Origin of the sequence: Cupriavidus phytorum (assembly GCF_003254285.1) — a bacterium.
Taxonomy (GTDB): Bacteria; Pseudomonadota; Gammaproteobacteria; order Burkholderiales; family Burkholderiaceae; genus Cupriavidus; species Cupriavidus phytorum.
Map to the genome: position 1 here is coordinate 213,160 of NZ_QKZN01000006.1, position 26,880 is coordinate 240,039.

General features: G+C 68.1%; 25 protein-coding genes. 12 read left to right on the plus strand and 13 right to left on the minus strand.

Annotated features, from left to right (window positions below):
• Positions 1–6: 6 nt before the first annotated feature.
• Together C7416_RS17440 and C7416_RS17445 are read left to right on the plus strand one after the other, a co-directional pair.
• Positions 7–642 (plus strand): TetR/AcrR family transcriptional regulator, encoded by a 636-nt coding sequence (locus C7416_RS17440; protein ID WP_111520077.1) that lies wholly within the window; start codon positions 7–9, stop codon positions 640–642.
• An 87-nt stretch (positions 643–729) separates the two neighbouring features.
• Positions 730–945 carry a hypothetical protein gene (locus C7416_RS17445; protein WP_111520078.1) on the plus strand — a complete coding sequence of 72 codons (216 nt, stop codon included), beginning with the start codon at positions 730–732 and terminating at the stop codon, positions 943–945.
• A 51-nt stretch (positions 946–996) separates the two neighbouring features.
• On the opposite strand, the gene C7416_RS17450 is transcribed toward C7416_RS17445, so the two are convergent.
• The 8 genes from C7416_RS17450 to C7416_RS17485 all read right to left on the minus strand — a co-directional run bounded on the left by C7416_RS17450 (position 997) and on the right by C7416_RS17485 (position 10,470).
• Positions 997–1,476, minus strand: a complete 480-nt coding sequence (locus tag C7416_RS17450) for an SRPBCC domain-containing protein (RefSeq protein ID WP_111520079.1) — start codon at positions 1,474–1,476, stop codon at positions 997–999.
• A gap of 277 nt (positions 1,477–1,753) precedes the next feature.
• Positions 1,754–2,914 (minus strand): MFS transporter, encoded by a 1,161-nt coding sequence (locus C7416_RS17455; protein ID WP_111520080.1) that lies wholly within the window; start codon positions 2,912–2,914, stop codon positions 1,754–1,756.
• A gap of 13 nt (positions 2,915–2,927) precedes the next feature.
• Positions 2,928–4,037 carry an alkene reductase gene (locus C7416_RS17460; RefSeq protein WP_111520081.1) on the minus strand — a complete coding sequence of 370 codons (1,110 nt, stop codon included), beginning with the start codon at positions 4,035–4,037 and terminating at the stop codon, positions 2,928–2,930.
• 241 nt (positions 4,038–4,278) lie between these two features.
• Positions 4,279–5,454: an alpha/beta hydrolase family protein gene (locus tag C7416_RS17465; protein ID WP_111520082.1), complete on the minus strand. Its 1,176-nt coding sequence runs from the start codon at positions 5,452–5,454 to the stop codon at positions 4,279–4,281.
• 94 nt (positions 5,455–5,548) lie between these two features.
• A complete protein-coding gene (locus C7416_RS17470) occupies positions 5,549–6,532 on the minus strand; it encodes a Bug family tripartite tricarboxylate transporter substrate binding protein (protein ID WP_111520083.1) in 984 nt (327 codons plus the stop codon).
• Positions 6,533–6,544: 12 nt separating this feature from the next.
• Positions 6,545–8,257 carry a CocE/NonD family hydrolase gene (locus C7416_RS17475; RefSeq protein WP_111520084.1) on the minus strand — a complete coding sequence of 571 codons (1,713 nt, stop codon included), beginning with the start codon at positions 8,255–8,257 and terminating at the stop codon, positions 6,545–6,547.
• Between the two features lie 88 nt (positions 8,258–8,345).
• On the minus strand, positions 8,346–9,659 hold the full coding sequence (fahA, locus tag C7416_RS17480) for a fumarylacetoacetase (RefSeq protein WP_111520085.1): 1,314 nt from the start codon (positions 9,657–9,659) through the stop codon (positions 8,346–8,348).
• 7 nt (positions 9,660–9,666) lie between these two features.
• A complete protein-coding gene (locus C7416_RS17485; protein ID WP_111520086.1) occupies positions 9,667–10,470 on the minus strand; it encodes a cyclase family protein in 804 nt (267 codons plus the stop codon).
• Positions 10,471–10,724: 254 nt separating this feature from the next.
• Between C7416_RS17485 and C7416_RS17490 the strand changes: the two genes are divergently transcribed.
• The 8 genes from C7416_RS17490 (at position 10,725) to C7416_RS17525 (ending at position 20,841) form a co-directional block, all read left to right on the plus strand.
• A complete protein-coding gene (locus tag C7416_RS17490) occupies positions 10,725–11,441 on the plus strand; it encodes a TetR/AcrR family transcriptional regulator (protein WP_181461255.1) in 717 nt (238 codons plus the stop codon).
• A gap of 468 nt (positions 11,442–11,909) precedes the next feature.
• Entirely contained in the window at positions 11,910–13,184 is a 1,275-nt protein-coding gene (locus C7416_RS17495; RefSeq protein ID WP_111520088.1) for a hypothetical protein, read from the plus strand.
• A gap of 346 nt (positions 13,185–13,530) precedes the next feature.
• Positions 13,531–14,475 (plus strand): hypothetical protein, encoded by a 945-nt coding sequence (locus C7416_RS17500; protein WP_111520089.1) that lies wholly within the window; start codon positions 13,531–13,533, stop codon positions 14,473–14,475.
• A gap of 50 nt (positions 14,476–14,525) precedes the next feature.
• Positions 14,526–15,917, plus strand: coding sequence for a hypothetical protein (locus C7416_RS17505; protein ID WP_111520090.1), 1,392 nt, complete (start codon positions 14,526–14,528; stop codon positions 15,915–15,917).
• A gap of 19 nt (positions 15,918–15,936) precedes the next feature.
• On the plus strand, positions 15,937–18,012 hold the full coding sequence (locus C7416_RS17510; protein ID WP_111520091.1) for an 8-amino-7-oxononanoate synthase: 2,076 nt from the start codon (positions 15,937–15,939) through the stop codon (positions 18,010–18,012).
• 60 nt (positions 18,013–18,072) lie between these two features.
• On the plus strand, positions 18,073–19,212 hold the full coding sequence (locus C7416_RS17515; protein ID WP_111520092.1) for an aminotransferase class I/II-fold pyridoxal phosphate-dependent enzyme: 1,140 nt from the start codon (positions 18,073–18,075) through the stop codon (positions 19,210–19,212).
• On the plus strand, positions 19,190–20,011 hold the full coding sequence (locus C7416_RS17520; protein WP_111520093.1) for a hypothetical protein: 822 nt from the start codon (positions 19,190–19,192) through the stop codon (positions 20,009–20,011). Before C7416_RS17515 ends, C7416_RS17520 begins: the two co-directional genes overlap by 23 nt.
• Positions 20,008–20,841, plus strand: coding sequence for an amidohydrolase family protein (locus C7416_RS17525; RefSeq protein ID WP_111520094.1), 834 nt, complete (start codon positions 20,008–20,010; stop codon positions 20,839–20,841). Before C7416_RS17520 ends, C7416_RS17525 begins: the two co-directional genes overlap by 4 nt.
• Here the strand turns inward: C7416_RS17525 and C7416_RS17530 are convergent.
• Together C7416_RS17530 and C7416_RS17535 are read right to left on the minus strand one after the other, a co-directional pair.
• Positions 20,786–22,171, minus strand: coding sequence for a sigma 54-interacting transcriptional regulator (locus C7416_RS17530; protein ID WP_240988250.1), 1,386 nt, complete (start codon positions 22,169–22,171; stop codon positions 20,786–20,788). The genes C7416_RS17525 and C7416_RS17530 overlap by 56 nt on opposite strands.
• A gap of 361 nt (positions 22,172–22,532) precedes the next feature.
• The gene (locus C7416_RS17535; protein WP_111520096.1) at positions 22,533–23,417 is read right to left on the minus strand and encodes a LysR family transcriptional regulator; all 885 of its coding nucleotides are present in this window, start codon (positions 23,415–23,417) and stop codon (positions 22,533–22,535) included.
• A gap of 130 nt (positions 23,418–23,547) precedes the next feature.
• Between C7416_RS17535 and argC the strand changes: the two genes are divergently transcribed.
• A complete protein-coding gene (gene argC / locus C7416_RS17540; RefSeq protein WP_111520097.1) occupies positions 23,548–24,477 on the plus strand; it encodes an N-acetyl-gamma-glutamyl-phosphate reductase in 930 nt (309 codons plus the stop codon).
• Between the two features lie 47 nt (positions 24,478–24,524).
• On the opposite strand, the gene C7416_RS17545 is transcribed toward argC, so the two are convergent.
• The 3 genes from C7416_RS17545 to C7416_RS29180 all read right to left on the minus strand — a co-directional run bounded on the left by C7416_RS17545 (position 24,525) and on the right by C7416_RS29180 (position 26,264).
• A complete protein-coding gene (locus tag C7416_RS17545) occupies positions 24,525–24,884 on the minus strand; it encodes a hypothetical protein (RefSeq protein ID WP_111520098.1) in 360 nt (119 codons plus the stop codon).
• A 2-nt stretch (positions 24,885–24,886) separates the two neighbouring features.
• Positions 24,887–25,234, minus strand: coding sequence for a helix-turn-helix domain-containing protein (locus tag C7416_RS17550; RefSeq protein ID WP_240988251.1), 348 nt, complete (start codon positions 25,232–25,234; stop codon positions 24,887–24,889).
• A gap of 124 nt (positions 25,235–25,358) precedes the next feature.
• Complete coding sequence (locus C7416_RS29180; protein ID WP_181461256.1) at positions 25,359–26,264, minus strand: LysR family transcriptional regulator; 906 nt, start codon at positions 26,262–26,264, stop codon at positions 25,359–25,361.
• Positions 26,265–26,360: 96 nt separating this feature from the next.
• On the opposite strand from C7416_RS29180, the gene C7416_RS29185 reads away from it, so the two are divergent.
• On the plus strand, positions 26,361–26,867 hold the full coding sequence (locus C7416_RS29185) for a DUF6152 family protein (protein ID WP_181461257.1): 507 nt from the start codon (positions 26,361–26,363) through the stop codon (positions 26,865–26,867).
• Positions 26,868–26,880 lie beyond the last annotated feature (13 nt).

Genomic DNA, 26,880 nt, shown 5'->3' on the forward strand with positions numbered 1-26,880 from the left:
GCGCCGATGGCCCGCCACACCCGCGAGGATGCCGCCGTCACGCGCGCGCGCATCCTCGCCAGCGCGCAGCAGCTGATCCGCCACCGCGGCCTGCACTGCGTCACCGTCGACGACGTGGCGCGTGCCATCGGCATGACGCGCGGCGCCGTCTACGGGCATTTCCGTTCCCGCGCCGAACTGCTGGGCGCGCTGCTGTCCTGCGCCGAAGCCGACTTCGCCGCGCGGCTCGCGCCGCTGGCGCAGGGTGGCGCCGGCCCGGACGCATTGACGCAGGCATTGCAGGCCTTCCTGCACGGCGACGAGCTCGCGCGCCATGTCAGCCTGATTGCCGCGCTGCTGCAGCACAAGTGCGGCGAGGCCTGCGAGCTGTGTCCGCTGCGCGAGCGCGTGCTGCGCGGTGTCGAATCGCTGCGCGTCACGTTCGCGATGCTGTTGCCCACCCCGGATCTGGCCGGCCTGCTGGTGGCGCACCTGTGGGGCCTGCTGGGCGCGCATGCCATGCACCTGGCGCCGGCCGGGCTATCCGGCAGCGCCGCGGCGCTGGCCCGGTTGTACCAGGGCCGTGCGACGCCGTCCGCCGCGCGCGCTTCCTGTCGATCCGACGCCACTTCCGGCCCCGCGCTGATGCGGGATACCCCTTAGTCTGCTCGGACGAAGAGCTCCGGCGTGGCGCTGACTACGATGCTCTCAATAGCCCGGAAAAATGCAGGGCAAGCGGAGGAGACAGCGATGAAGCGGCTCGGATTTCGTTGGGCGGCAGGCCTGGTCGGGGCTGGCGCCGTCATGGGCGTGGCCTGGGGGCTGGCGATGGATGCCGGCCAGGACGATCGGCCGACGGTGACACTGCACTCCGCCGAAGCCGTGCTGGAGCGCTGCGACGACGCCTGCGTGCGCAGCCGCGGCGCCGCGGCGCTGGTGGTGCTGAGCCAGCGCCCGCCGCAGTAACGCTGTAAGTATCGGCCGGCCCTGGCTCCGGGCCGGCCACGCGCCGCTTGCTCAGTTGCGGCTGGCCTGCCGCTGCGCTTGCAGCGCTTCGGCGCGCGCCTTGACGTCGCGTGCCACCTGGTCGAAGCCCTGCTTCACCCAGGCACCGTGCTCGCGCATGATGGTCTCGGCGTTCAGGCCCAGGAACAGGTCGGTAGTGAAGTAGCGGCTGCGTCCGGGGCCGATCGCTTCCAGGTACTGGTCGCGCCGCGCGGCGTCCTTGTTGTCGTCGGTCGGGCGCTGCTCCCACGACAGCAGCCGCTCCGGTTCCCACGCCACCAGGTACTCGTTGACCGGGATCACCTGGTCGGTGCCGGGAATGCGCACCTGCATGTGCACCATGTCGCCGAGCCGCCCGGTGGTCTCAAGCCCGGGACAGAACGTGTTCCATTCGCCGTAGCGCGCAAAGTCGGTCAGCACTTCCCACACCAGCGCTGCCGGCGCCTCGATTTCTACCTGGATCGACGTCACCAGATTCTCGGCCTTGGCCATGTCTCCTCCTTCATCAAAGTCATTGGGAAGGGAAACACTAGAGCCACCCGCCGGCGCCCCGCATACCCCGAACGGACGAGTCCGGCTGGACGAAGGCGACGCCATCGCGCTGATGCAAATTGAGGCTGGCCCCGCGCTCGCGCTGTCCGGCGGCGGCGATGCGCGGCGGGGCCGCATTTCTCCATCTGCTGTGAGCTTGGTGCCGGCCATCGGGGATGGCCGGCGTTTTTTCTGGGCGTTGTCTTTTCTGTGTGTTTTCTCTTGTGAGCAGCGGCCTTTACGAAGCAGCAAGCGCACGCCGGCTGGCCCTGCCGCGCCAGACCAGCAGCAATCCCGCCGCGGCCAGCAGGCCGCCAGCGATGGGCACGGCGCGATAGCCGAGCCCCAGGCTGATGACCCCGCCGCCCAGCGCGGCGCCGAGGGCATTGCCGAGGTTGAAGGCGCCGACGTTGATCGACGAGGCCAGTCCCGGCGCTTCCGCCGCGGCTTCCATCACCCGCATCTGCACCGGCGGCACCACGGCGAAGGTCGCTGCGCCCCACAGCAACAGCCCAAGCGCCGCGGTGACGTGGTGGGCGAAGGCGAAAGGCAGCACCAGCATGATGACGGCCAGCGCCGACAGCACGATCCTGGTCGCGCCATCGAGCGACCAGTCCGCAAGCCGGCCGCCCACATGGTTGCCGATGGTGAAGCCCACGCCGATCAGCACCAGCGCGAAGGTGACAAAGCTGCCGGAAGCGCCAGTGAGCTCGGCCAGCACCGGCGCGATGTAGGTGTAGAGCGTGAACATCGCTCCGGCGCCCAGCACCGTTGTCGCCAGCGCCAGCAACACATTGGGACGGGTGAGCACGGCCAGTTCCCGGCGCACATCCGGCGGCGTGCCACGCTCGCCTTGCGGCAGCGCCAGCCAGAGCGCGACGATGGCGACCAGTCCCAGCACAGCGGTGCCGGCGAACGCCAGGCGCCAGCCGACCTGCTGCCCGATCCAGGTTGCCGCCGGCACGCCGCCAATGTTGGCGATGGTCAGCCCCATGAACATGGTGGCCACGGCGCTGGCCTGCTTGTCCTTTGGCACCACGCTTGCCGCCACCACGGCACCGAGCCCGAAGAAGGCGCCGTGGTTCAGGCTGGTGACCAGGCGCGACGCAAGCAGCGTTGCGTATCCCGGCGCGAGCGCCGACAGCAGGTTGCCGATGGTGAAGATCGCCATCAGCGCCATCAGTGCGGCGCGCTTGCCGAAGCGGCTGAACAGCAAGGTCATCACCGGCGCGCCGACCATCACGCCAATCGCATACGCGGTAATCAGCATCCCCGCCGTGGGGATGCTGACGTCGACGCCTTCGGCGATCACGGGAAGCAAGCCCATCGGCGCGAACTCGGTGGTGCCGATGCCGAAGGCACCGATGGCCAGCGCAAGCAGAGCGGTATTGGATTTCATCGTGGCAACCCGCTCAGGCCGCGGCCCGGCCGTCGTAGGCGGGATAGTCGGTGTAGCCCTCGGCACCGCCACCGTAGTGGAGCGCGCGGTTCGACGCGGCCAGCGGCCAGTCGTTCTGCAGCCGTGCGACGAGGTCGGGGTTGGCAATGAACGGCTCGCCGAATGCCGCCATGTCGATGACGCCGGCGGCGATCAGGTCCTCGGCGCGCGCGCGCGTCATGCCACCCGCAAGGATCAGCACGCCCTGGAAGCGGCGGCGGAATTTGGCCAGGAAATCATCCGGCATGGCCGAGCTGCCGCGCGTGCTCTGGTCCATCAGGTGCACGTACGCAATATTGCGCCGCGACAACTCATCGGCGAGATGGAGGTAGGTCTCCTCGAGATCGGCGTAGTGGCCCATGTCGCCGAGGCCGCCATAGGGCGACAGCCGGATGGCGGTGCGATGCGCACCGATGCGCGCCGCTACCGCGTCGATGGCGGCCAGTGCGAAGCGGGTGCGGCTTGCCAGCGTGTCGCCGCGGAATTCATCGGTGCGGTCGTTCACGGTCGGGTTCAGGAACTGCTCGATCAGGTAGCCATTGGCGCCGTGCAGCTCGACCCCGTCGAAGCCGGCCTCGACCGCATTGGCGGCCGCCTCGGCAAAATCGGCGATCACGCCATAGACCTCGCCGGTCGTCAGTGCGCGCGGCGCGGAGGCATCGACCGCACCCGGCGTGCCGTCGGCGGTATAGCCCCACGCCTTGGTGTCTTGCGCGACCTGGCTGGTGGCGCTGACCGGCTGGATGCCGCCGGGCTGGATCGACACATGGCTCACGCGGCCGACATGCCAGAGCTGCGTGAAGATGGTGCCGCCCTTGGCATGGACGGCGTCCGTGACCTTGCGCCAGCCTTGCACCTGCTGCGGCGTGTAAAGGCCAGGGTTGAACAGGAAGCCCTGCGCGCTGGGAGAGATCACCGTGCCTTCGGTCACGATCAGGCCGGCGTCGGCGCGCTGGCTGTAATAGAGCGCGTTGAGGTCGTTGGGCACCCCGTCCGGATTCCGGGAACGGGTCAGCGGGGCCATGGCGATCCGGTTGGCGAGCTGGCGCTCGCCCAGGGTGAAGGGCTTGAACAGTAGACTCATTGGAGAACCTCGATCAGGAAGGGCACGGCCCGCCGGCTACGTGGCCGCAGGTCCCGGGCGTTCATCAACAGACCGAAGTTTGCGCGCTTTATATTTGTTGAGTAAGCCTCGTATCGGTCAAATACTTTTGAATTCACCGCAAAAGTGGACCCCTTCCTCCGGCCGCGCGGCCAGGCGCTCCTTCAGGGCAGACATGCCCCTCGGAGCGGCACAACGAAAGGCAAGTGGCTGGAGCGCCGCCTCATGTGCGCGTTGCCGGCGCACCGAGCTGCGCGAAGGTTTCGGCGACCCAGTCGGCGATGTAGTCCGTGGCATTGGCCTGGTTGTCCGCGCTGCAGTGCTCGACGCCGCCCTCGCGCGAAGTGAGGATCTTCAGTTCCCGCTTCGGGCTGTTGATGGCGCCTTCATACTGGCGGCGTGCGTCCGCGATCGGAATCTGGCGGTCGTTGGCGCCGTGCACAATCAAGAATGGCACCGTGATCTGCGCGATCACCGGCTCCAGCGTGACCCGCGCGGCCAGCGCCATGAACTCGTCGATCGAACTCTTGCCCCAGACCCACTGAACGTGATCCCAGTAGTGCGGAACGGGCCGGTCGCCTTCGCGGGCCAGCCGGCGGCGCTGCAGTTCACCCCAGTCGTAGATGGCGCCCCAGGCGACGCATAGCTTGTAGCGCTTCTCCAGCGCCGCCGCACGCGGCGCATAGTAGCCGCCCAGCGACCAGGCGGCGATGCCGGTCGAGCCGGCGTCGACGTCATCGCGCGTTTCGAGATAGTCCATCACGGCACCGGCCCAGGTCTCGGCCTCGACCACGGCTGTCAGCCCGTGCAGGCGCAGCGCTTCGCCGACGCCAGGCTGGTCGACGGCGATGCTGGAAATGCCGCGCCTTGCCAGCGCCTGCTGGATGCCGCAGCCATAGATCATCTCCTTGGTGCTGTCGAGGCCATTGAACAGCGCCAGGCAAGGCGACGGGCCGCCGTGCGGGCGCCATGCCCGGACGAACAGCCCGGCGAGCGCCTTGCCCTGGCAGGCGATCTCGACCCGCTCGCAGTTCTCGTCATGCAGGTCGACGAACTTCGCAAAGCTGTCGAGCATCTTGCGGTATGCAAGCTTGCGTGGGGCATGGTCGCGGTGCTGCATGCGCTCGGCGGTCAGGTAGTAGACGGCGGCCCGGCGGTGCTTGGCGCCAGCGCTCAGGCGGCGGTTGGCGGCGAGTTCCTCGCTTGCCAGGTCGACCAGCCGGTCCGCCTGTTCGCACCAGGCCCGGAAGAAGGCCTCCGTGCCCTCGTCGTCGCCGCGCCTGGAAGCTTCTACGAGCTGGCGGCAAATGGCATCGACCTCGCCGATGTGCGCGCCCATGGAGAGAGCCAGGTTCGCGGACAGGTTCCAGACGTAGTTGCCGGGAAAGTACTCAAGCACGATGGCTCCTTTCGAAGAATTTGGATATGACGTGAGATGGCGGCCTCGCCGTTGTGCTGATGCCGGCGGTCTCGTGCTCGAGCATGTCCATCACTCAGTCCAGCGAGATGCCCTTTGCGCGGATCAGGGCGCTCCATTTCCTTGCCTCGGCCCGCAGCATGGCCTGCATCCCTTCCGTGGTGGCGGAGAGTGGTTCGCTACCCAGCTCGCGGATCTTCGTCGCGACCTCGGGAGAACCCGTGATACGCGTCAGTTCCGCGTTGAGGCGCTGGACGATTTCTGCGGGTACGCCTGCAGGCGCCCACACGCCATGCCAGCCAAAGCTGGCGACATCGGGGTAGGTTTCGGCGACAGTCGGCAATGCAGGGAACTGGGCGTGGCGCCTCGGTCCGGTGAAAGCGATGGCCCGCACCTTGCGCGCCCGGATCATCGGAATTGCGGAAGCTGCCGGCTCGACCATCAACTGGACTTGTCCGGCGATGAGGTCGGTCATGGCTCCCGCCTTGTAGGGCACGTGCAGCATCTGGACCTGCGCCGCCTGCGACAGCAGTTCCATGATCAGGTGGGCGAATCCGCCGATGCCATAGGATGCGTAGGCGAGTTGGCCGGGATGGGCTTTGGCATAGGCGACGAGTTCGTGGAGCGACTTCACCGGAAGATCGTTGTTCACCACCATGAAGGAGCCCTGGGCCAGCAGCGGCGACACGGGCCTGAGGTCCTTGTCCGGATCGAATGGCAGTTTTCGATAGAGGAACGGATTGATCGTGAACGCGCTCGATACGGTGTACAGCAGCGTGTAGCCGTCCGGAGCCGCCTTGGCGACGGCATCCGACGCGAGGTTCGCGCCTGCCCCGGGCCGGTTGTCGACGACGACCGGAACCCCAAGGGTTTGCGCAAGCCTGGCAGCGTAGATCCGCGCGTACGTATCCGGCGGGGAGCCCGGAGGCCCCATGTTGATCAGTTTGACGGGCTTGGCAGGCCACGCCGGTTGCGCGACGGCGGCGCGCCATGGCAGCAGACCGGCCGCGGCCACCGCGCCGGCGGCGCGGGCGAGAAAATTTCTACGCGTGGTGCTCATGTCGGGTCTCCCTCAGCATGCCGGCGGAATGACGGGCAGCAGCAGGAATGACGCGTACTTGCCGCCGGTATGAACCGTGGTCTGGCCGGCGAATCGTTCGGCCGTCCGATCCTCGGGGTGATCGTGCAGCAGCACCGATGAGCCGCGCATCGATTTGCCATAGATCTGGGGATAGGGCCCGGGCAGGTCGTGCTCGAAGTCCGAACCGCCGACGGTCAGCACCAGCCGGTAGCCCTTGGGGAAGACGAAGCACATGGGCCAGATCTCGACCTCCAGCGCGTAGACCTGGTTCGGCTCGAGCAACTGCACCTCCTGGTGCGAATGCACGGGCTGGTACGGCGTGGACGCTTGCGGGTCCAGCTTCCGGTGCGATGCCCTGAGCCAGCCTTGCGCCAGCGGTGCGTTGGGTTCGACCGCCCCGACGATCAGATGCTCGCTGCCGTCCGGTGCGAAAGCCCGTACCGTCAGGAACAAGTCGGCGTCCGCGGCTGTACTGGAAATCCACAGCGTGGCAGCCAGCGGGCCGGTCACCTCGGTGTCTTGCTCGAAGGGCGCGGTGCTGAAGCTGGCCTTGCCCGCTAGGCCGTCAAAAGCGAGCTGCGAAGCCGTCGCGGCCGGCTGCGGCCGCAGCCCGTGGTCGGCGGCATCGAGATACATGGGTGTCCATGCGGTGCGCGCCAGTGGCCACTCATGCTCATGGCGCTCCTGGAAGCGGTCCACGTGGCGCACCTGCATCGTGATCGGCGGCTGCCGATCCCAGCCGTTGTCCTCGCCCTTCAGGAAATGGTCGAAGAACCGCTTCTGCAGCGCCACGCCATAGTCCGTATAGAACTCCGTCCAATGCTCGCGGCCGTGCAACTCGAGCCACTTCTGTTTCGACCCGGCCTGCAGGAAGCCCTGGACGTTGCCCCGCAGGTGCAGGCCATGGCCGCCCCAGTTGCCGCAGGACAGCACCGGTACCTCGATTGCAGCCAGGTCTGCGCGGCGGCCCTCGAAGTAGCGATCGGTGATGAGTTCGGCGTTGAGCTGCGCGGTGCTGATATCCACGCGATTGGCGCGCAGCGCTTCGTCACTGAGCTCTGCCGGCCCGGAGATCGGCACGCCGGTGTTGGCGTTCACCCGTCCGCGGCTTCCCAGGCCGTTCTGCACGTTTTCCACCTGCTTCGGATACCAGCTCAGCATGAAGGTGTTAAGGATGCCGCCATGCCGGCAGGCGTCGCGATAGTAGTCGGAGAAGCCCTCGAACGGGCAGATCGCGGCCAGGTGTGGCGGACGTCTGGCCGCCGCCAGCCACTGGGTGGCGCCGTAGTAGGAAACACCGGCCAGGCCGATCTTGCCGTTGCTCCACGCTTGCTGTGCTGCCCATTCGATGCAATCGTGGAAGTCCTGCGCCTCGCGCGGGGAAAAGCAATCGATCACGCCCGGCGAGCGGCCGGCGCCGCGCGAGTCCACGCGGATGCAGACGTAGCCAAATGGCACCCATCGCTCCGGGTCCGCGGTTTCCCAGTTCGCATACTTGCCGCTGCTGCCCCTCAGGATTTCCGGATGCTCGGTCGTCAGCGACTGCCACTGGGCGGGGTAGCCCTCGGCGAACGACAGGCCCTTGCCATAGGGTCCGTACGACATCAAGGCAGGGTAGCGTCCGGCCTCGTCCGGGCGATAGACGTCGGCGCGAAGCACCACGCCATCGTCCATCGTGATCTCGACATCCCAATCGATCTGCATGTCTGTCTCCTCGTCGGTCCAGCGCTGCCAGCGCCGATGCTGGTGCTGCGACCCGTTCCATTAACCTGGTCCAACGCTGCGGATACTGTCAGTCGGGCACCGGGGCCGGCAGCACGGTGCCGTGGTTGACGCCGAAGCCGATCCGCACGAAGCCCTCCCGCTCGCACCAGCCACGGAACACGACGGTATCGCCATCCTCGAGGAAGCCCCGTTGTTCGCCGTGGCCGATGTCTGCGGGTTGCGTCCCGGATGCGGTCAGCTCGATCAGCGCGCCCGCCTCGCCACGCGTCGGCCCGGAGATCGTGCCGCTGCCCAGCAGGTCGCCTGGCTGCAGGTTGCAGCCGCCGCTGGTATGGTGGGCAATCATCTGGCCGAGCGTCCAGTACTGGTGCCGGAAGCTGGTCTGGCTCAGCGTGCGCGGCTGCAGCCCCTGTGCCAGCTGGCGCGCGCTGAGCAGGGAGACCTCCAGCCGGATATCGAAGGCGCCGGTGGCGGCGTTGTCTTCGGCACGCAGGTAGTCGAGCGGCTGTGGCCGCCCGGGCGCGCGCGTCCAGGTCGTACGGTAAGGCAGCAGGGCTTCCAGCGTGACCAGCCAGGGCGACAACGTGGTGGCGAAGTTCTTGGCAAGGAAGGGCCCAAGCGGTTGCATTTCCCAGGCCTGGATGTCGCGCGCCGACCAGTCATTGAGCAGGCACAGGCCGAAGATGTGCTGCTGCGCGTTGGCCAGCGGGATGGGCCTGCCACGTTCGTTGCCGGTGCCGATCACGGCGCCCACTTCCAGTTCGTAGTCGAGCCGCTGGCAGGGACCATACGCGGGCACGCCATCCGCATCCAGGCGGTATTGCCCGCTCGGGCGAAAGACCTGCTGGCCGCTGACGCCGATGGACGATACCCTGCCGTGATAGGCCACCGGCAGCCAGTCGAAGTTGGGGGTCACCTCGAGGCCGAGCTGGCGGCTGCAGTTCACCGCATGGTCGAGCGAAGTATAGAAGTCCGTGTAGTCGCCGATCCGTACCGGTACCGCGAATTCGGCCGCGGCCTGCGGCACCAGCGTCCGGCGTGCGTGCGGTGCATCCGGACTGGTCGCCGCCAGCAGCGCGAAAAGTCCGTGGCGCAAGGCTTGCCACGCGCCCGGGCCGAGCTCCATCAGTGCATTCAGGGTCGGCGCCACGGCGGCGTGCGCCGCCTGCGCGGCAAGGTCCCGCAGGCAGCCGGATCCGTGCAAGGCAGCCAGGTCGACGATCTGGTCGCCGATCGCCACGCCGCCACGCCAGGCTTCGGCGCTGCCTTGTCGCCGGAATATGCAGAGCGGCAGGTTCTGCAGCGGAAAATCGCAGCCGGCGGCGTTGGCGGAATCCAGCCAGCTTCTGCGCGAAGCATCATGGGTGTGGTTCAGTTCCATCGTGGTATCAGCCCGCATGCAGCGCATCGTCGAAAATGGCGACAGCGCGGGTCCACCCGGCCGAAGCGCCCCGGATCTTGTGGGGGAAGCAGGAGATGTAGAAGCCATCGGGCGGCAGGCTCTCCAGGTTGTGCAGCTTTTCCAGGTGGCAATAGCCGATGTTGCGCCCCGCCTTGTGTCCTTCCCAGATCAGCGACGCGTCCCTGGTGGCGGCATACCGGCCGGCCGTGTGCACGAACGGCGCATCCCAGCTCCATGCGTCGGTGCCGGTCAGGCGCACGCCGCGCTCGAGCAGGTACATGGTCGCATCCAGGCCCATGCCACAGCCGCTCGAGACATAGTCGGAGTGGCCGTAGCGGCTGCCCGCGCGGGTATTGACCACCACGATTTCCAGTGGCCTGAGCGCGTGCCCGATGCGGGCAAGTTCGGCCTCGACGTCGCCGGCGGTGACCACATAGCCGTCGTCGAACCCGGTGAAGTCCATCTTCACGCCGGGCTGGAAGCACCACTCCAGCGGCACCTCGTCGATGGTGATGGCGCGCTCGCGCTGCCCCAATGACTCGTTCATGGTGCTGTGGAAGTGATAGGGCGCATCCAGGTGCGTGCCATTGTGGGTATTGAGCCGGACGCGCTCGATCGCCCATCCCTCGCCATCCGGCAAATCGGCAGCCTTCAGCCCGGGGAAGAACGCCGTGACCTGCTCGGCGGTGGAACGATGCGACAGGTACTCGATCTGGGGGCCATAGCCGGGCGGGTCGGAGACGACATCGTTTTCGAGGTAGATCGAGAGGTCGACGAAGCGGCGTGTCATGGTGGCAGATCCTTTGCGGAGAAACAGCAAACAAGGGGGGCGGGGAGCTCGGCGGCCATCGAGGGTCGGTCCGGATATCTCCCGGCCGCTGCCGGCGAGGCGCTTGCTACGCACACTGACTGTACGAGCGTTCAGTGTATCGACAGAGCGGACTGTACGCTCGTACAGTCCAGCGCTGTACTAGGGTAAACGCGGACCGGCAAGGGGCCACAGCAAGGTTGGCTACAATGGCGCGTCTTTATCGCGGAGGCAGTATGGAAGGCAGGGCAGCGCGGAAATCGACAGCGCCGACGCAGGGCCGGGCACGCAAGGCAGTGCAGGCGCCGCCCATCGCGGAAGCGAGCAAGCGCGAACGCGTGCTGGATGCAGCCGAGCGCCTCTTTGCCGAAGGCGGCTTCGACGGCGTGTCGATGCGGGATATCGCCGCGGCGGCGGAAGTGGGCTTGCCGTTGATCGTTTACCACTTCGAGACCAAGCGCAACCTGTACCGCGCGCTCTTTGAACGGCGCAAGACCCTGTTCGAGGCAAGGCTGGCGGCGCTGCGCGAGCCTTGCCGAAGCGGCGAGGATCCGGTCGAGCATCTTGTGCGCGCCTTCGTGCAGCCGGTCATGCGGATACAGGACACCGAGGCCGGTATCGCCTACGCCAAGCTGGTCGCGCGAGAGGCGTCCGATCCGAAGGCAGCGGAGCGTGGCATTGTTGCCGACTACTTCGACCCCTTTGCCATGGAATTCGTCGAGGCGATCCGCAAGGCCCTGCCCGGCAACACTTCCGGCTATGCGTACTGGGCCTATCTGTTTGCCGTTGGGTCTCTTGTGATGAGCGTGTTCGACAGCCGTATCGAACGCATTTCCGGCGGCAAGGCCAAGGCCGGCGATGTGTCGCGCAAGTCGGAATACCTGGTGACCTTCATCGCGGCGGGCATTCGTGCCGGAGCCGGTCGGAAGCCGTCCAGGCGTTCCGGAGCCTGATCCTGGATTCACCAGTCTGGCCCTGTTCACGGGTAGCCGGCTTCGCGTTTCAACCCGGATACATACTTTTTTCCTGCTGTTCTCAAGGGGCTGGCTTGCCGCTGGTAGGGCGGGATTTTCCGGAGAACCTGAACTTTTTTCCAACGTCAGCCTTGCATGCCTGGCTAGCGACCGCAGCGCGCCGCCAGCGGCATGTGGATGGCCGACGCGCCTTGCCACGCAAGGTCTTGCGGGTTTCCCGCGCGAACGTGGCGCCGCTCATTCCTCGCTTCGCGCGGTGGCGGCGAACACCTGGCGCAAGCGCTGACGCAGTGCAAGGCCACCCGCACGCAAAGGCATTGCATCGTTCTGGTGGGTCATCCTTCGAGCCGATTTTCCATTCCATTCCCGCCAACTAGATTGGGTTCATCGATGGCGCCTTCGCAGCCGTCGACCTTTACGACCGCAGAGTCCGAGGAAGGGGAGCCCATGAAAAACGCCCACATCAAGCTGGCCGCCGTGCCATTCGCCTGCCTTGTCATCACGCTCGCCGGCTGCGGCGGTGGCGGAGGGGGCGACTCCCCGTCTACCAGCGCCGCCGCGAGCCCGGGCACTTCGACAGGCACGTCGCCCGGCACTTCGACTGGCACGTCGCCAGGCACGACCACCACGCCGACTACGCCCGCTCCGGCCGCGGCGTCCACCAGTGCCATGCTGTCCGGCACCACCGATCCCGGGCCCGAGATCGGCAAGGACGGGGACTATTACCTGAACACCGTGACGTGGATGATGTTCGGGCCCAAGGCCAATGGCGTGTGGCCGGCAGGGGTTTCGCTGGCGGGTCCCGGCGGCAATACCGGTGCGGCGGGGAGCACCATCCTGTCCGGCTCGGTCGATCCGACCGACAGCGTCGGCAACAACGGCGATTACTACATCAACACCTCGACCTCGACGCTGTTCGGCCCCAAGGCCAACGGCACGTGGCCGGCGGGTGTGCCGCTCGGCAGCGCCACCGGCACGCCGCCACCCAGCGGCGGCACGGTGCTGTCGGGAACCGGCGCGCCGGCGAACAGCCTCGGCAACAACGGCGACTACTACCTCGACACCAGCACCTGGACGCTGTACGGGCCAAAGGCTGACGGTGTCTGGCCGGCCGGCGTCTCGCTGGTCAGCCAGCCAGGCGGCAGCGGTGGCACGGGCGGTACCGGTGGCACCACGGTCGGCAATGGCGGCCATGTCCTGTACGGCAGCGGCGCACCGACCGACGACATCGGCGTGGACGGCGACTTCTATTTCGATACCACCACGTGGACGATGTACGGGCCGAAGCAGGGCGGCAAGTGGCCGACGACGGGTGTGACCATGGCAAACGGCACCGTCTACAACGGCAACTTCAACGTGCCGGATACGCTCAGCCGCGGCCGCTATGCCATGACCGGCGCGGGCGGGGCGGTAGCGTTGCCGTCGGACTTCGGGGTCGTGATCCCCTACGATTGCACGCGCGTCACGCTTACGGCGAGCACGCTGGGCAAGGTGCAGGGCACGCTGGACATTTCGGTGCACAAGGTGACCGGTTCCGGGGCTTCGGTGGTGCTCGCACAGGTCAGCAACCTGAGCTGCAAGATCACCAATGGCCTGCAGAACTGCAGCAAGGAGGCGCTGGCCGGGACGGTTACGCATGGCGACAAGCTGCAGGTACAGGTCGACAACAACCAGGCTACCGACTGGGGTGGCCTTGCCGTGAACCTCGCCTGCATCAAGTAGGCGGGACCGGCGGCGGGGGGCATGGTCTCCCGCCGCCATCTTCTGCGCAGACAGCAGACGGCGTGAAGCTGGCGAAGGCGTGGGGCAGGTCACGCCGCGCCGGACGGGAGGTTCGCGCCGATCCTGCATTCCGGGCTGCGCCCGGGCAGCGAAGCATGCTTCGCACGATCCCGCACCCCAGGCCGGCCCCGCGCGAAGCGCGGTTCGCCGCCGGCCGCCGGGGACTTTCCCAATATCTCGCCTTTTCAGGGACTTAGACGTTCTGTGCGCGCTGGCACGCCGCCTGCACAAGGAGGGCACGCGAGTTCCGCTGCGGCTCGCCAACCTAACCTGAAAGGAGCTGCAAATGCACGATATCGGGACTTCCAGGCCGGGCGGTTGGGGCACCGGCTACAACGAGCTCGAACAGGAGCTGGCCTCGGAGCTGATGGAGGCGGGCGAGCTGGGCCAGGAACTCGGCGGCATGGCGACCGAGTTCGAAGGCGAATTCGAGGGCGAGGGGGAATTCGAGAACGAGTTCGAGCAAGAGGTCTCCGGCGAGATGCAGGAGATGGAGCTGGCGGCCGAGCTGCTGGCCGTCAACAGCGAACAGGAAATGGAGCAGTTCCTGGGCGGCCTGGTGCGTTCGGTGGGACGTGCCGCGAGCAGCTTTGCCCGGTCGTCGGCGGGCAAGGCGCTGGGCGGCATCCTGCGCTCGGCCGCCAAGGCGGCGCTGCCGGTGGTGGGCAGCGCGCTCGGCAACCTGGTGGTGCCCGGCGCGGGCGGCGCGATCGGCGGCAAGCTGGCGAGCATGGCCGGCAGCGCGCTCGGCCTCGAGCTCGAGGGCCTGAGCAACGAGGACCGCGAGTTCGAGGTGGCGCGCCGCGTGGTGCGCATCGGCCAGCAGGCGACCCGCAACCTGCTGACCATGCCGCGCAACGTGCCGCCGTCGCGCGCCGCACGCGCGGCGTTCCTGCAGGCAGCGCGCCAGGTGGCGCCGGGGCTGCTGCCTGCCATGCGGACGATCTCGCAGAACGGCGTGGCGGCGGCGCGGCAAATGGGCACGCCGCCGATCTTCGGGCCCGCGGCCAATGGCGCCGCGGCGCAGCCGGTGGCCAGCCTGGCCGCGGCGGTGCGTGCTCCATATTCAGGCTACGCCAACGGCGGCGCGGGGTCGTGCCCGTCGTGCGGCAACGGGGCCGCGCAAGGCGGCCTGGGCGCGGCGGCGTTGCCGATGGGCGGTCAGTGGCGGCGCTCGCGCAACGGACGCGCGCTGATCCTGTACCTGGCACCGCCGCGGCCGCTGTTCTGAACCGCCCCGTCTGCTTTCGACATTCGCGATTCCACTCCGAGGCCGCCGTCATGAACGCTTGCGCCAACGCCCTGCGGTTGCTGGAACAGGAGGTGCTCGGCATCCGCGCCCGCCTGGACGCGCAGCTGCCCTACGCGCTGCAGATGCCGATGGTCCCCGCCGCCAATATCAGCGACGAAGCCATGGGCGCCATCGAGCGCCATATGCAGGCGGCGCGGCACCAGCTGCGCCGGCGCATCGGGCGCTTTCTCGGCGCGCTGCGCGCCGCGCGGCCCGAGCCCGCCGCGGTGGCGCGCGCACAGCGGCGCTACGCCATGCTCAAGCTGTATTTCCATGCCGCACTGACGCATTTCGAGATCTTTGCCGAAGTGCTGACGCAACGCAGCCAGCATGGCACCGGCGTCTGGCTGGCGGGGCTGGACGTGGCCGCGCGCGACGGGCTGCGGCAGCCCGGCGTGGCCATCGACCTGCCGCAGGTAATCTGCTATGTCGAGCGCGGCCATGGCGGCGCGATCCGGCGGGCGCGCACGCGCTTGCCCGGCGGCGGCGCCAATCCGGTGGCAGTGATCCGCATGCCGCGCGAGCGCATGGTCGGCACCGGCCTTGCGGCGTCACTGTTCCATGAGGTGGGGCACCAGGCGGCGGCGTTGCTGGACCTGGCCAATGCGTACCGCCGTGCCGCCGCAAGCGACGGCCAGCGGCGGCTGCGGCTGGTGTCCGGCGGCGGGGCAACACCTGGCGCGACAACTGCGGCGACCGCGCCGCCTGAAGTCTGGCGCGCCTGGGAGCGCTGGATCAGCGAGATCGTCGCCGACCTGTGGGCGGTGTCGCGGGTGGGCATCACCGCCACCTGCGGGCTGATGAGCGTGGTCAGCCTGCCGCGCGCATTCGTGTTGCGCATCAACCTCGACGACCCGCATCCGGCGCCGTGGATCCGCGTCAAGCTGTCGGTGGCGATGGGGCGGGCGCTATATCCACATCCGCAATGGGATGCGCTCGAGCAGGTGTGGGAACGGCTCTACCCACGCTGGCAGATGAGCGCCGCGCAACGGCGCGCGTTCGCGCTGCTGGACCAGTCGATCCCGGCGTTCGTGGCCAGGCTGCTGGCGTTGCGCGCGCCGCGGCTGGGCGGGCGCACGCTGGGCCAGGCGCTGCGGCTGCCCGGCCGCGATCCCGCCAACCTGTTGCGGCTCTGGCGCCTGGTGCGGTCGCGCCCGCACCAGTACCTGGCCGATACCCCGACGCTGGCGTTCGCGGTGCTGGGGCAGGCCCGCTACAGCGGCCTGCTCGCGCCAGACGTCGAATTGCGCACCATCTCGGCCTTGCTGCAGCGCTGGGCACTGGCCGGCTATCTGCCCTGGAGCGCCGGCAGCTCACAGCTGAGCGAGGCGCTCAACCAGCGACGGCAGCCGCTGCGCATGCCGGTCGCGGCCTACGCGTGATTTGCTGAAGGAGAACGTGATGAACACGAACACGGAGTCGGGTCGCGTGCAGTACGCGCTGGTGCCGACAGGCAATACCGACGGTGACTGGCACTATGACTTCACCAGGCTGACCGAAGGGCACAAATACCTGAAGCTGGTGGTGTACGCCAGCGAAGGCGAGCCGCGCGAGATGGAGCAGTTGCGCCTTCAGCCCGGCAAGGAGGCCAGGCTGGAGATTCGCGTGGGGCCCTCGCCAGCCTGGGGCCAAAAGGAAGAAGGGCTGCCCGCGGCGCTCACCGAGGTGGCACGCACCATGCGAAAGCTGGCGGCGCTGGGCATTCCGGACGATATGCTGTTCGACGCCGCCGCGAAGCTGGGCGGCCGGCGCGAGGTGATTGTGCCGGGCCGGCTGAAGGCGCCGCCGTACCCTGACGCCGGTGAGGGTGCCGAACCGCAAGGCGACGATACGAGCGCCGAGGGGTTCGACACGATCGGCGAGCGTTCCGGCCCGGTGGGCGTGAAGGACTACCGTGAGCCGTCGATCAGCCTCAAGCGCACCTCGCGCGACCTGACGGCGGACTGGGCGCTGTGGCTGCTGATCAAGCGCAACGCCGACATGCTGAGCTGGGACAACTACGCGCGCCAGGTGGACCTGCTGTTCTTCGGTACCAGCCCGCTGCCGGCCCGCCCGGGCGCACCCGGCGGCCCGGCGCTGTACGACGAAGCCGCGCGACTTAGCCGGCGCCGCTTCCTGCCGTTCTCCGACACCGATGCCTATCGCGCGCTGAAGGTGGCCACCGAGGCCTTCGTGGTGACGTGGGGTGCCGTGGTGCCCTCCGCGCGCGACAGCGACACCATCGCCAGGCTGCTGCGGACCGACCTGGCGGCTATCAATCTGGCCAATGACCGGCTCGGGCTGAACCTGGAGCCGGCGCATGTGGACGCGATCGCCAGCCAGTATTTCGGCAAGGGCACGACGCCGACGCTGCCCTACCTGGAGCGCGTGGTGCAGGGTCTGCAGGGCACCGACGCGGGGCGCACCGTCGATGGCATGCGCGAATCCATCGCGCGTTCCGGCGTGGTGGAACATCCGGCCACGCATGGCGCAACCCATCCCACCGGGCATCTGGCCGAGCCGCTGTCGAGCTCGCGCGAACTGGTGCCGCGCGACGATGGCCCGTGCGGCGACGGCTGCCTGTGGCTGCAGCACTGGAATAACGACATCTCGGCCAAGCTGAGCGCGCCGCCGCTGATTGAACTGATCTGGAGCTACTGGATGGAGGAACTGCAGCTGGTGCAGACCATGAACGCCATCTCGCGCCGCTTCCAGAATCTGTCCGGCGGGCCCAGGGATCCGCTCAACCAGCTCGAGCTCGATCCGCTGCGGCCGGTGAGCAACATCATCTGGGGCTGGGTACAGGATGAGCAGCATCGCCTGCCGATCGAGCGGCGCGCGGCCGAATACCTGCACGAGTATGGCTTCCGCCTGTTCGGGCGCGCGGTGCCGCGCATCCAGCCGGCCGACAGCCGCAGCAAGTTCCTGGGCGCGTTCCATACGCTGCTGAACCTGTGCGTGCCGTTCTTCCGGCAGGCGGACGATACCACCGTGGTGCCGGATGGCTTCCCGTTGCTGAACGCGCTGCGCGAGGTGCACCTGATCCTGTCGGAGGGCGCGCATAACCAGTTCGGCGACCTGCCGACCACCTCGCGCATCGAGATGATGATGCAGCAGTGGATCCTGGCGCGGCCGGAGTTCCGCGAGTTCCTGCCGCGGCGCTCGATGATCGCGTATCCCGAGCCGTGGATGCACTCGGTGGAAAGCATGCGCAAGCTGCAGGGGTGGGGCGATACCAATACCTACCAGTTCTGGCAGCTGGCCACCACCGGCGAACAGATCGTGTCGTCGATCCGCTGGAGCGACTGGAATTCGGTCACCGATCCGTCCAACGCGGCGAACTGGGCAGCGTATTTCCGCCCCGAGATCCAGACCTATATCCACTCGTACCGGGCCGTCACCGGCGTGGACATCGGCGCCGAGCCGGTCGACGTGCAGGTGCCGGGGATGCACCTGCTGCGCCGGCTGCAAGAGCACCGAGGTGCGCGGGTGGCCTGAGCATGGCCCCGCGGGAACGGCAGGGACAGCGAGCACAGGGCAGACGAGAGGCAGGCGGCCATGATCGATTTCGCGTCGGCGCTCTACCTGGGCATGTCGCATCCCGCCGCGCAACTGGGCAGCTATGCGGCGCTGACGACCGGCACGCCTGCCGCGCTGGCGGTGTCGCCGCTGGCCGGCACGCTGGCGGCGCAGGCGGCGGCGCTGCAGGGTTGCGAGGCCGGCCTGGCCGGGCCGTCGACGCTGCACCTGTCGCTCGACCTGTTCGACCGGCTCGGCCGCACGCATGCGCTGGTGGCGGATGACACCCTCTATCCGGTGATGCGCTGGGGGCTAGAGCGGGTGCGCGGGCTCGGCGCACCGGTCACGCTGTTCCGTCATGCCGACCTGGCCGACCTGGCGCGGCGCTTGCGCCAGGGCACCGGCATGCGCCCGCCCGCGGTGGTGACCGACGGCACGCGCCGTGAAGGCGCACCGGTGGCGCTGCGCCGCTATCTGGCGCTGGTGCGCGAGCGTGGCGGCCTGGTGGTGGTCGACCACACGCAGCTGCTGGGGCTGGCCGGCGCGCAACCCGGCCCGGGACGACCGTGGGGCAGTGGCGGTGGCGGGCTGCTGCGCTACGCCGGCCTGGCGCCCGCCGAGCCGGTGCTGCTGCTGGCATCGTGGGCCAAGGCCTTCGGCGCGCCACTGGCCACGCTGTGCGGCCCCGCCGCGCTGGTGGGCGAGATCGCCCGCGACGGACCGACCCAGGCCCATTGCAGCGCTGCCTCGCAGGCCGCGCTGCTGGCCGGCCTGAACGCGCTGGCGCGCAACGGTTGCGATGGCGACGCGCTGCGGGCGGCGTTGCTCGAGCGCGTGCGGCGCCTGCGGCGGGGTTTGCGCTGGCTGGCGCAGCACCGCTTGCCGGACCTGCAGGTCAGCGTGCCGCTGCACCCCATGCAGCAGTTGCGGCTGGGGTCTGCCGGGCGCACGCGCGCGCTGCACGCGGGGCTGCGCGCCGCGGGCTTCCGCACGGCGTTGCTGCGGCAGGCCGAAGGGCGCTGTGCCGTGGCGGTGGTGGTACGCGCCAGCCATGCGCCGCAAGAGATCGACGGCCTGCTGGCGGCGCTTGCCTCGCTGGCGGGCCAGCCGGCCGTGCCGCGCGGGCGTGCGCCGCCGGCCTATCGGGAGAGTCTCCATGTTCAAGACTGCGGAAGGTGAAACACTGGAACTGGCGCCATGGCGCATGCGCCGGCTGCTGCGGCTGTTGGCCGAGGTGCGCCGCTACCCGGCCGGCACGCCGCCGCAGGCACTGCTGACCGACCTGCGCCAGCTGGTGGCGCGCGCACGGCGCATCGGCACGCCTTCGCGCCGCGGCACGGCGCGGTACGAGAGCCGGCTGGATAGCGGCGGCGCGCACGGCGGGGCTTGCTGCCGTGCCTGCCTGCTGGCCCGGCGGCAGGCGGGGCGCCTGTCGCTGGTGGGGCTCAGCCTGGACCGGTGGCACGCGCCGGCGAGCCAGTACGAGAGCGAGTCAGCGCTCGCCGGACTGGCGTTCGAGTCCGCGCCCAAATCCGCCAACGTGACGCTGCAATGGCGGCGCTGGCCCAGCCTGGACGCCGCCGCGCGCGCCACCCGCGGTGGTGGCGTCTACCTGTTCCAGCGCGGCGCGACGCCGGTCTATGTCGGCACGGCGGCGAGCCTGCCGGCGCGGCTGGGCGTGCATGGCTGGTACCACGCGCGCCAGGGCAGCGCGCGCGCCGGCGCCTCGTGCACTTGCGCGCCGCCGCTGACGGTATGGACGGCCAACGTGGCCAGTGCCGGCGAAAGGGCGGCGGTCGAGCACGCCATCGTGCGCACGCTTGCCAACAAGGGCTTCGCGCTGGCCAATGACAAGCTGCGCGGCACGGTCACCGTCGGCAGCGGCCTGTCGATCCGCAACCTGGTCCCGGCCGGCATCCTCGGCGCCGGCAATGACCTGAACTACGGCCCCGGCCAGCGCTTCGAGCTGTCGCGATGATCGTCGATTTCCATGTCCATGCCGGGCAGGGCGACGGCATGACGGGGCCGTGGGACACCACCGCGCCGCTGGCCGGCTATGTCCGGCGTGCGCGGCAGGCCGGCATCGCGCATTCGGTGCTGCTGCCGGTGTTCCAGTCAGACTACCTGCGCGGCAACCGCGACGTGGCGGCGCTGGTGCGCGCCGATCCCGGGCGCTTTACCGGCTTTGCCATGGTCCATGCCGAACGCGACCGGCACCGTGTGCATCGCATGATCGAGGAAGCGGTGCTGCGGCTGGGCCTGCGCGGCATCAAGGTGCACCGGCACGACGCCCCGATCCACCGGCAGGTCTGCGATGCCGCGCGCCACTGGCGGCTGCCGGTGCTGTACGACCCCGGCGGCGAGACCGGTGCGCTGCGCCTGCTGGCACAGACCCATCCCGAGGTGGCGTTCGTGTTCGCGCACCTGGGCAGCTTTGCCGACGACTGGGCGGCGCAGCGGCAAGTGGTGGACCTGATCGCGCACTATCCCAACCTGTTTGCCGATACCTCGGGCGTGCGGCGTTTCGACGTGCTGGAGGAAGCGTTCCGGCGCGCCGGCCCCGGCAAGCTGCTGTTCGGTTCCGACGGACCGTGGCTGCACCCCGGCCTGGAACTGGCCAAGCTGCGCGCCCTGCGTCCGACGCCGGAGGCATTTGCGCGCATGGCCGGGGGCAATGCCTTGCGCCTGCTGGCGCGGGTCGCATTGCCGCCGCCAACGCCGACCAGGAACAGCGCGCGCATTGGCCCGCGCTTCACGCCGACGGTGCGGGCCGCACCTGCCGCCGCAACTGCAGCGCCCGCGGCGTGACCTGCAGCAGCTCCGCCGCGCGGCTGGTGCAGCCGTGGCGGCTCTCGGCCACCTGCACCGCCATGGATTCGGCGACCTGGCCGATATGCTTCAGGCCGAGCCCGGCGTCGAGTGCGCCTTCGATGGCATGCCGCAGTGCTTCCGGCCACGGGTTGACGATGTCCGCGGCAAGCTCGGTCCCCGGCACGGGGCCGTCGAGCCCGCCCGTGCTGATCACCTGAAAGCCGCGCTGGCGCTCGGCCAGCCGCGACACCACATTGCGCAGTTCGCGCACATTGCCCTGGTAGTCACGCGTCACCAGGTAATGCATGACCTCCGGCATCACCAGCGGCAGGCCCGGCCCGGTGCCGGCCAGGCTCTCCGCAAGGAAATGCCGCACCAGCAGCGGGATATCCTCGCGACGCTCGGCCAGCGAGGGCGCGCGCACGGTCCACTGGGTAATGCGGAAGTACAGATCGCTGCGAAACCGGCCGGCCTGCACCTCCGCCTCCAGGTCGCGGTTGGTCGCGCACGTCAGCCGGAAATCCGACTTGCGCCAGGTATCCTCGCCCACGCGCTTGTACATGCGTTCCTGGATCACGCGCAGCAGGCGCGCCTGCAACGGCAGCTGCAGCTCCCCGACTTCATCCAGGAACAACGTGCCGCCATCCGCCATTGCCACCGCACCGTCGCGTGCCGAGACGGCGTGGGTGAAGGCGCCCCTGGCGTGGCCGAACAGTTCGCTGCCCGACAGCTCCGGGCTCAGCGTGGTGCAATCGACCACCACGAACGGCGCGCGATGGCGCTCCGGATCGAGATCGTGGATCAGCCGCGCCAGCAACTCCTTGCCGCAGCCGCTTTCGCCCAGTAGCAGGCAAGTGCCGCGGCCGTAGCGGCCTACCTGCGCCACCGCGCGCAAGGTGGCGCGCCATGCCGGCGAATCGCCGACGGCGCGCTCGCGCAACCACTGCGCATCCAGCACGTCCTCGATCTCGGCCAGGCGGCGCAGCCGCATGGCGAGTTCCGTGAGCAGCGCGTCATGGTCCGGCGCGCAGACCAGGTCGCACAGCGCCGCGGGCCACCATGCCTCGGGGATGCAATGGCAACGGGTGGCGGCGGTGCATCCGGCGATAAAGGCGTCGGCGCGCGGCTCGGCGCGCAGCCAGCGCTGCGCGGCGTCGGTGACGCGATTGCCGTCCGCCACCACCAGCACCGCCAGCATGCCGCGCGCGTCGTCGTCCAGCGGCACCTGGTCGGGCAGCCCATGCTCGCGCAGATCGCGCTCTAGCCTGGCACGATCGTCGTGATACAGCACTACGCGCATCTTGCCCCCGCACGAAAGGGAGATCATCGGCAGGGGCCTGCGGTGCGGGCGCGTTATCTGCGCACGCCATGCGCCGCGGCGCCGCCGGCCCGGATCAGGCGGCGGGCTGGGGGTGTCGATAGCGATGAGGCCGTCGGCGGCGTGACGCGAACGCGTCGGAGAGGATCGTCAGGCCGGGGCAGGGCTGTGCATGCAGCCAGTTGCCGGAGCATCGCCTGCCTGCGAGGGAAACCTGAATTGGCCGCATGGAAGCCCCCCTTAGTTTTTGTCTCAGAATACTAGTCAGCGGCAGCGGGGCAGGCAATATGAAGTTAATTTAAGACTGAGATGCTGCGGCGTTACTGGCGGGCGGAGAGGTGGAAACACGGCGTTTGTACGGGTGCAACGCCTACGGCAACCGCAAATCCCACAACACATCCAGTACGTGTTGCGTGGAGCGCTCAACGTAACCCGCACGACAGGCAATACCGAGCCGTCGCCACAACGCCGGCCGCAGCGGACGCATGACAATGCGACTGTCGGGCAATGGCGTAGTGGCCTCATGCGGCAACAGCGCTGCGCCATACCCTGCCGCTACCAGGCTCTTGATCGCGTCGTTGTAGTTCAGCTGAATGCGCGGCGCGGGATGGTGCCCGGCGGTCGCGAACCACTCCGTAGTCAGGCGCGACAGGCGCGTGGTCGCGTCGTTCAGGATAAGCGGTTGGGCGGCCAGCCATTCCGGCGTAACGCGGGCCGGGCACCGCCAGTGCGCCGGCACAAAGGCCATCACCGGGTCGCGCCGCCAGGGCTTTATCACCAGTCCGGCCACCGGAGGCTGAGGCAGCGCGACCACCCCGATATCCAGCGTTCCATCCACCAGCCGGGACAGGGTTTCTTCCGACGTATGCACGGCAATCTGGATGTCGATGGCGGGATGGTGCTCGCGCAGGAGCTCCAGCGCTTGCGGCAGCAGGTGCGCGATCACGCCCGTGGACGCGCCGAGTCGCGCACGCCCTTCGAGACCGTCCACCTGGCGCTGAATATCGTCCAGCGCCTGCTCCGCGTCGGCCAGCAGCCGGCGCGCGCGCTCCACCAGCACCGCGCCGACAGAGGTGGGTCCCACATGGCCGCGCTTGCGAATCAGCAGTGGTGCCCCGATGCGGTCTTCGAGTTCCGCGATGTGAAGGCTGACCGTCGGTGGCGCCAGGTGCAAGGCGCGCGCCGCATCGGCAAAGGAATTGCGGTCGGCAACGGCGACCAGGGTGCGCAAGCGGTCCAGGCTGATCTCTCGCATGACGAAGTCCGGATTCAGGAAAGATGAATGTTGTCGTTATGAAATTCAACTTTCCCTATTCTAGTCGCCCGCGCAACATAGGGACGCCGTTTCACCTGTTCACCCCCACAGTCAGCGGAGTCATCCACCTATGAGCTCTCCCGTAGTTTTCATCGACGGCGACCAAGGCACCACCGGACTGCAAATCCACGAGCGCCTGCGCCACCGGACCGACATCCGATTGTTCACACTTCCCGCTGCGGAGCGCAAGGATCCGCGGCGTCGCGCGGAAGCCATCAATGCCTGCGACATCGCCATCCTCTGCCTGCCGGACGCCGCCGCGCGCGAGGCGGTGAGTGCGATTGTCAATCCCGCCGTCCGGGTGATCGACGCCAGCTCGGCCCACCGCACACAGCCGGGCTGGACTTACGGTTTTCCGGAAATGGCGCCTCAGCAGGCCGAGCGGATTGCCAACGCATCCCGGGTCACCAATCCCGGTTGCTATCCGACCGGTGCCGTTGGCCTGCTGCGTCCGCTGGCACAGGCCGGGCTGATACCGGCCGATTACCCGATCAGCATCCATGCGGTATCCGGCTACTCCGGACGCGGGCGTGCCGGCGTGGAGGAGTATGAGCGGCCGGGAGCTGCCAATGCGCCTGCATACCAGATCTATGGCCTGCAACTCGCGCACAAGCACGCGCCCGAGATCCAGCTGCACGCCGGCATTGCGCAGCGTCCCATTTTCATCCCGGCGTACGGGGCGTTCCGCCAGGGCATCGTGCTGACGGTGCCGCTGGCGTTGCGGCAACTGGCAGCCGGCGTGGATGGCGCGACGTTACACGACTGCCTTGCGCGGCATTATGCGGAGGCTACTCATGTACGGGTCTTGCCGCTGCATGAATCGGGCGCGCTGACACATCTGGATCCGCAAGCGCTGAACGGTACGAACGATATGCAGTTGGGCGTTTTTCACAATGCCGAAAACGGTCATGTGCTGCTGGCCGCGGTGTTCGACAATCTTGGGAAAGGGGCTTCCGGGGCTGCGGTGCAGAACCTGGATTTGATGCTCGGGCGGCAGTAGTGGCGGATGGTGCCCGGCACGCCGCTCCTGCAAGCCAAAGTGTGGCGCTAATGGCGTCTAGCGACCGCAGCATTAATCCGCGCTGCCTCGGCGCGCGCGTCGGGCACTCCGATCACCAGGCGGGCCCAGTCATGTCGGGCCAGTTCGATCACGATGGTCTGCAGCTTGCGCGAGGTGTAGACGAACTGCCTGTCGCCGCCTTTGATAAACGTGCCGGCGGCGATCAGGCCCGGGAAGTAGGTGCCTGGAAGGCGCAGGCCTAGCGCCTTGCCATCGAAGCCATTGTCTTCGGTAGCGCCGCGAACCTGCGCAAGCGGCACGCGAAAGCCGCGGCGCAGCGACCAGATCGATTCCCACGGTGTCAGGTGGACAACGAGTTCGCGGTCGGTTAATTCGAGTCGAGGCATCGCTACTCCTTGTTGAGATCGTGGGGGGGCAGATGATCGAGCAGACGCGCGCCGAGCAGTTCGGCAGCGTTATCTCCATAGGTCTGCAAGGCGTCGCGGCAACGGGCGGCAATCGGTTGATCGACTGGCGCAAGCTCGCGCAAGGCTGTGATCAGAAGGTCGAGCACGGCCGGGTCCCGGTACCATTCGCCGACAAGGGCTCGCTCCAGTACCTTTTCGAACAAACCGCGCTTGGAACCGAATGCCTTGTACAGGCTGCCTCGCTGTAACGCCGTTGCCTCCACCAGGTTATCGACCGAGCAGGCGTTGTAGCCAATACGACCAAAAACCTCCGCCGCGCGGGCGATCACAACGTCTTCGTCGAACGTCCTTGGCCTAGCCATGCGACACCCATTCGCCAGTTATGGAACGATTGTTCAATAACGCCAGTGTGAAGGTTTTTGACCGGCCAGTCAACAATGGCCCGCCACCGTATCAACGGGATCGCTTACCTGCCGCAACGCCGCGCCGCAAGGCCGTCAGCGCGAGCGGCAATGCCGGATGACGCGAACGCGGATCGTAGAGGGCCGTCAATGTCAGCACCAGAGCGGCGGGGTAAGGCTTGATCGGCACGCGGACCGTGCCAGCCACCGCCAGGCTGCGCGACTGCGTTGGGGCGAGCCCAATGCCCAGGCCCGCGGCAACCAGCGATAACTGCCCGTGCAAACGAGGCGCGGTAGCTGCCACCTGCATCGCATGGCCCGCGACACGGCAACGATCGCGTATCGCTGCATACAGCGCCGGTCCCTGCGCCTCCGGAAACAACACCAATGGCTCGCTGGCCAGATCGGCAAAAGAGATGGTGGCCTGATCGGCGAGGCGGTGGTCAGCAGGCAGCACGGCCTCGAAGTGGTCATTCGAGAGCAGAACACTGTCCAGGCGCGCATGCGTTTCGAAGGGCGGGTGACCAATGCCCAGATCGATCTCTCCGGCCGCGAGCAGGGACAGCTGTTCATTGGTAGTCGCTTCCTGCAGCGCAAACTCGACCCGTTCCTGTCCGCCTGACAGCGTCCGCAGCGCCGCAGGCAACGCCAGATACAGCGCGGCCGACACATAAGCTATGCGCAGGCTCCGTCGTTGCTGTCCCACAGTGCGTGCAAGCTCCTGCGCACGCCGCTGCGCTTGTAGCAGGGCGATGGCTTCCTCGCGCAAGCACTCGCCGGCGGCCGTCAGGGCGACACGGCGGCTGGTGCGGTCGAACAGGCGCACGCCGATTTCCTCTTCCAGCCTGACAATCGCGCGGCTCAGATGCGGTTGTGCCATGCCGACCTGCTGCGCAGCACGGCCGAAATGCAGGGTTTCGGCAACGGCCAGGAAAAGCTTCAGTTGCTGGAATTCCATTGATACCTCGTTTCGTATCGAATGATGCCATTTTCGGTTATTGATGCATGGATTGGCGAGGGCTATCGTCACCACAACGAGTCGAGGAGGTATCAAATGAAGCGAACCATGACCCGACGGGTGGCGATAGCGGTGTCGAGCGTCGCGATGACGCTCGGATGGCCTGCACTGGCGCATCACGGTTGGGGCTACTACGACACTGCCACGCCGCTCTACTTCTCGGGGCGCGTGGTGACGGTGACATGGCGCAACCCGCATCCGCAGGTGACAATCGAAGTCGAAGCCAATACCTTGCCGCGTAACTGGAATACTCTGCCCATCCCGCCAGAACTCGCCGAACTGGACTTCGCCAAAACGCTGGCGGCAGTGCGCGCATCGGCCCCGCCCGGCCGTTGGACCCTGGACCTGGCGCCGATCAACCGGCTCGAACGATGGGGCATGCCGCGCGAGCCGCGACCCGGCGACCGGCTCCAGGCCATCGGGTTTCCTTCCTGCAACGACCGCCATGTCGCGCGACCCGCATTGATCGTTCTGGACGGCGTTGGCGTGCGCCAGCAATCGGTCGCGCTGCCCGCGGGATGCAGCGGTACGCCGCGCGGCTGAGCGGAAAAGACGA

What these genes read in the sequence shown, in the direction of transcription:
- C7416_RS17440 (WP_111520077.1), top strand. Translation starts at nt 7, where the DNA reads ATGGCCCGCCACACCCGCGAGGATGCCGCCGTCACGCGCGCGCGCATC.
- C7416_RS17445 (WP_111520078.1), top strand. Translation starts at nt 730, where the DNA reads ATGAAGCGGCTCGGATTTCGTTGGGCGGCAGGCCTGGTCGGGGCTGGC.
- C7416_RS17450 (WP_111520079.1), bottom strand. Translation starts at nt 1,476, where the DNA reads ATGGCCAAGGCCGAGAATCTGGTGACGTCGATCCAGGTAGAAATCGAG.
- C7416_RS17455 (WP_111520080.1), bottom strand. Translation starts at nt 2,914, where the DNA reads ATGAAATCCAATACCGCTCTGCTTGCGCTGGCCATCGGTGCCTTCGGC.
- C7416_RS17460 (WP_111520081.1), bottom strand. Translation starts at nt 4,037, where the DNA reads ATGAGTCTACTGTTCAAGCCCTTCACCCTGGGCGAGCGCCAGCTCGCC.
- C7416_RS17470 (WP_111520083.1), bottom strand. Translation starts at nt 6,532, where the DNA reads ATGAGCACCACGCGTAGAAATTTTCTCGCCCGCGCCGCCGGCGCGGTG.
- C7416_RS17475 (WP_111520084.1), bottom strand. Translation starts at nt 8,257, where the DNA reads ATGCAGATCGATTGGGATGTCGAGATCACGATGGACGATGGCGTGGTG.
- fahA (WP_111520085.1), bottom strand. Translation starts at nt 9,659, where the DNA reads ATGGAACTGAACCACACCCATGATGCTTCGCGCAGAAGCTGGCTGGAT.
- C7416_RS17485 (WP_111520086.1), bottom strand. Translation starts at nt 10,470, where the DNA reads ATGACACGCCGCTTCGTCGACCTCTCGATCTACCTCGAAAACGATGTC.
- C7416_RS17490 (WP_181461255.1), top strand. Translation starts at nt 10,725, where the DNA reads ATGGAAGGCAGGGCAGCGCGGAAATCGACAGCGCCGACGCAGGGCCGG.
- C7416_RS17495 (WP_111520088.1), top strand. Translation starts at nt 11,910, where the DNA reads ATGAAAAACGCCCACATCAAGCTGGCCGCCGTGCCATTCGCCTGCCTT.
- C7416_RS17500 (WP_111520089.1), top strand. Translation starts at nt 13,531, where the DNA reads ATGCACGATATCGGGACTTCCAGGCCGGGCGGTTGGGGCACCGGCTAC.
- C7416_RS17505 (WP_111520090.1), top strand. Translation starts at nt 14,526, where the DNA reads ATGAACGCTTGCGCCAACGCCCTGCGGTTGCTGGAACAGGAGGTGCTC.
- C7416_RS17510 (WP_111520091.1), top strand. Translation starts at nt 15,937, where the DNA reads ATGAACACGAACACGGAGTCGGGTCGCGTGCAGTACGCGCTGGTGCCG.
- C7416_RS17515 (WP_111520092.1), top strand. Translation starts at nt 18,073, where the DNA reads ATGATCGATTTCGCGTCGGCGCTCTACCTGGGCATGTCGCATCCCGCC.
- C7416_RS17520 (WP_111520093.1), top strand. Translation starts at nt 19,190, where the DNA reads ATGTTCAAGACTGCGGAAGGTGAAACACTGGAACTGGCGCCATGGCGC.
- C7416_RS17525 (WP_111520094.1), top strand. Translation starts at nt 20,008, where the DNA reads ATGATCGTCGATTTCCATGTCCATGCCGGGCAGGGCGACGGCATGACG.
- C7416_RS17530 (WP_240988250.1), bottom strand. Translation starts at nt 22,171, where the DNA reads ATGATCTCCCTTTCGTGCGGGGGCAAGATGCGCGTAGTGCTGTATCAC.
- C7416_RS17535 (WP_111520096.1), bottom strand. Translation starts at nt 23,417, where the DNA reads ATGCGAGAGATCAGCCTGGACCGCTTGCGCACCCTGGTCGCCGTTGCC.
- argC (WP_111520097.1), top strand. Translation starts at nt 23,548, where the DNA reads ATGAGCTCTCCCGTAGTTTTCATCGACGGCGACCAAGGCACCACCGGA.
- C7416_RS17545 (WP_111520098.1), bottom strand. Translation starts at nt 24,884, where the DNA reads ATGCCTCGACTCGAATTAACCGACCGCGAACTCGTTGTCCACCTGACA.
- C7416_RS29180 (WP_181461256.1), bottom strand. Translation starts at nt 26,264, where the DNA reads ATGGAATTCCAGCAACTGAAGCTTTTCCTGGCCGTTGCCGAAACCCTG.
- C7416_RS29185 (WP_181461257.1), top strand. Translation starts at nt 26,361, where the DNA reads ATGAAGCGAACCATGACCCGACGGGTGGCGATAGCGGTGTCGAGCGTC.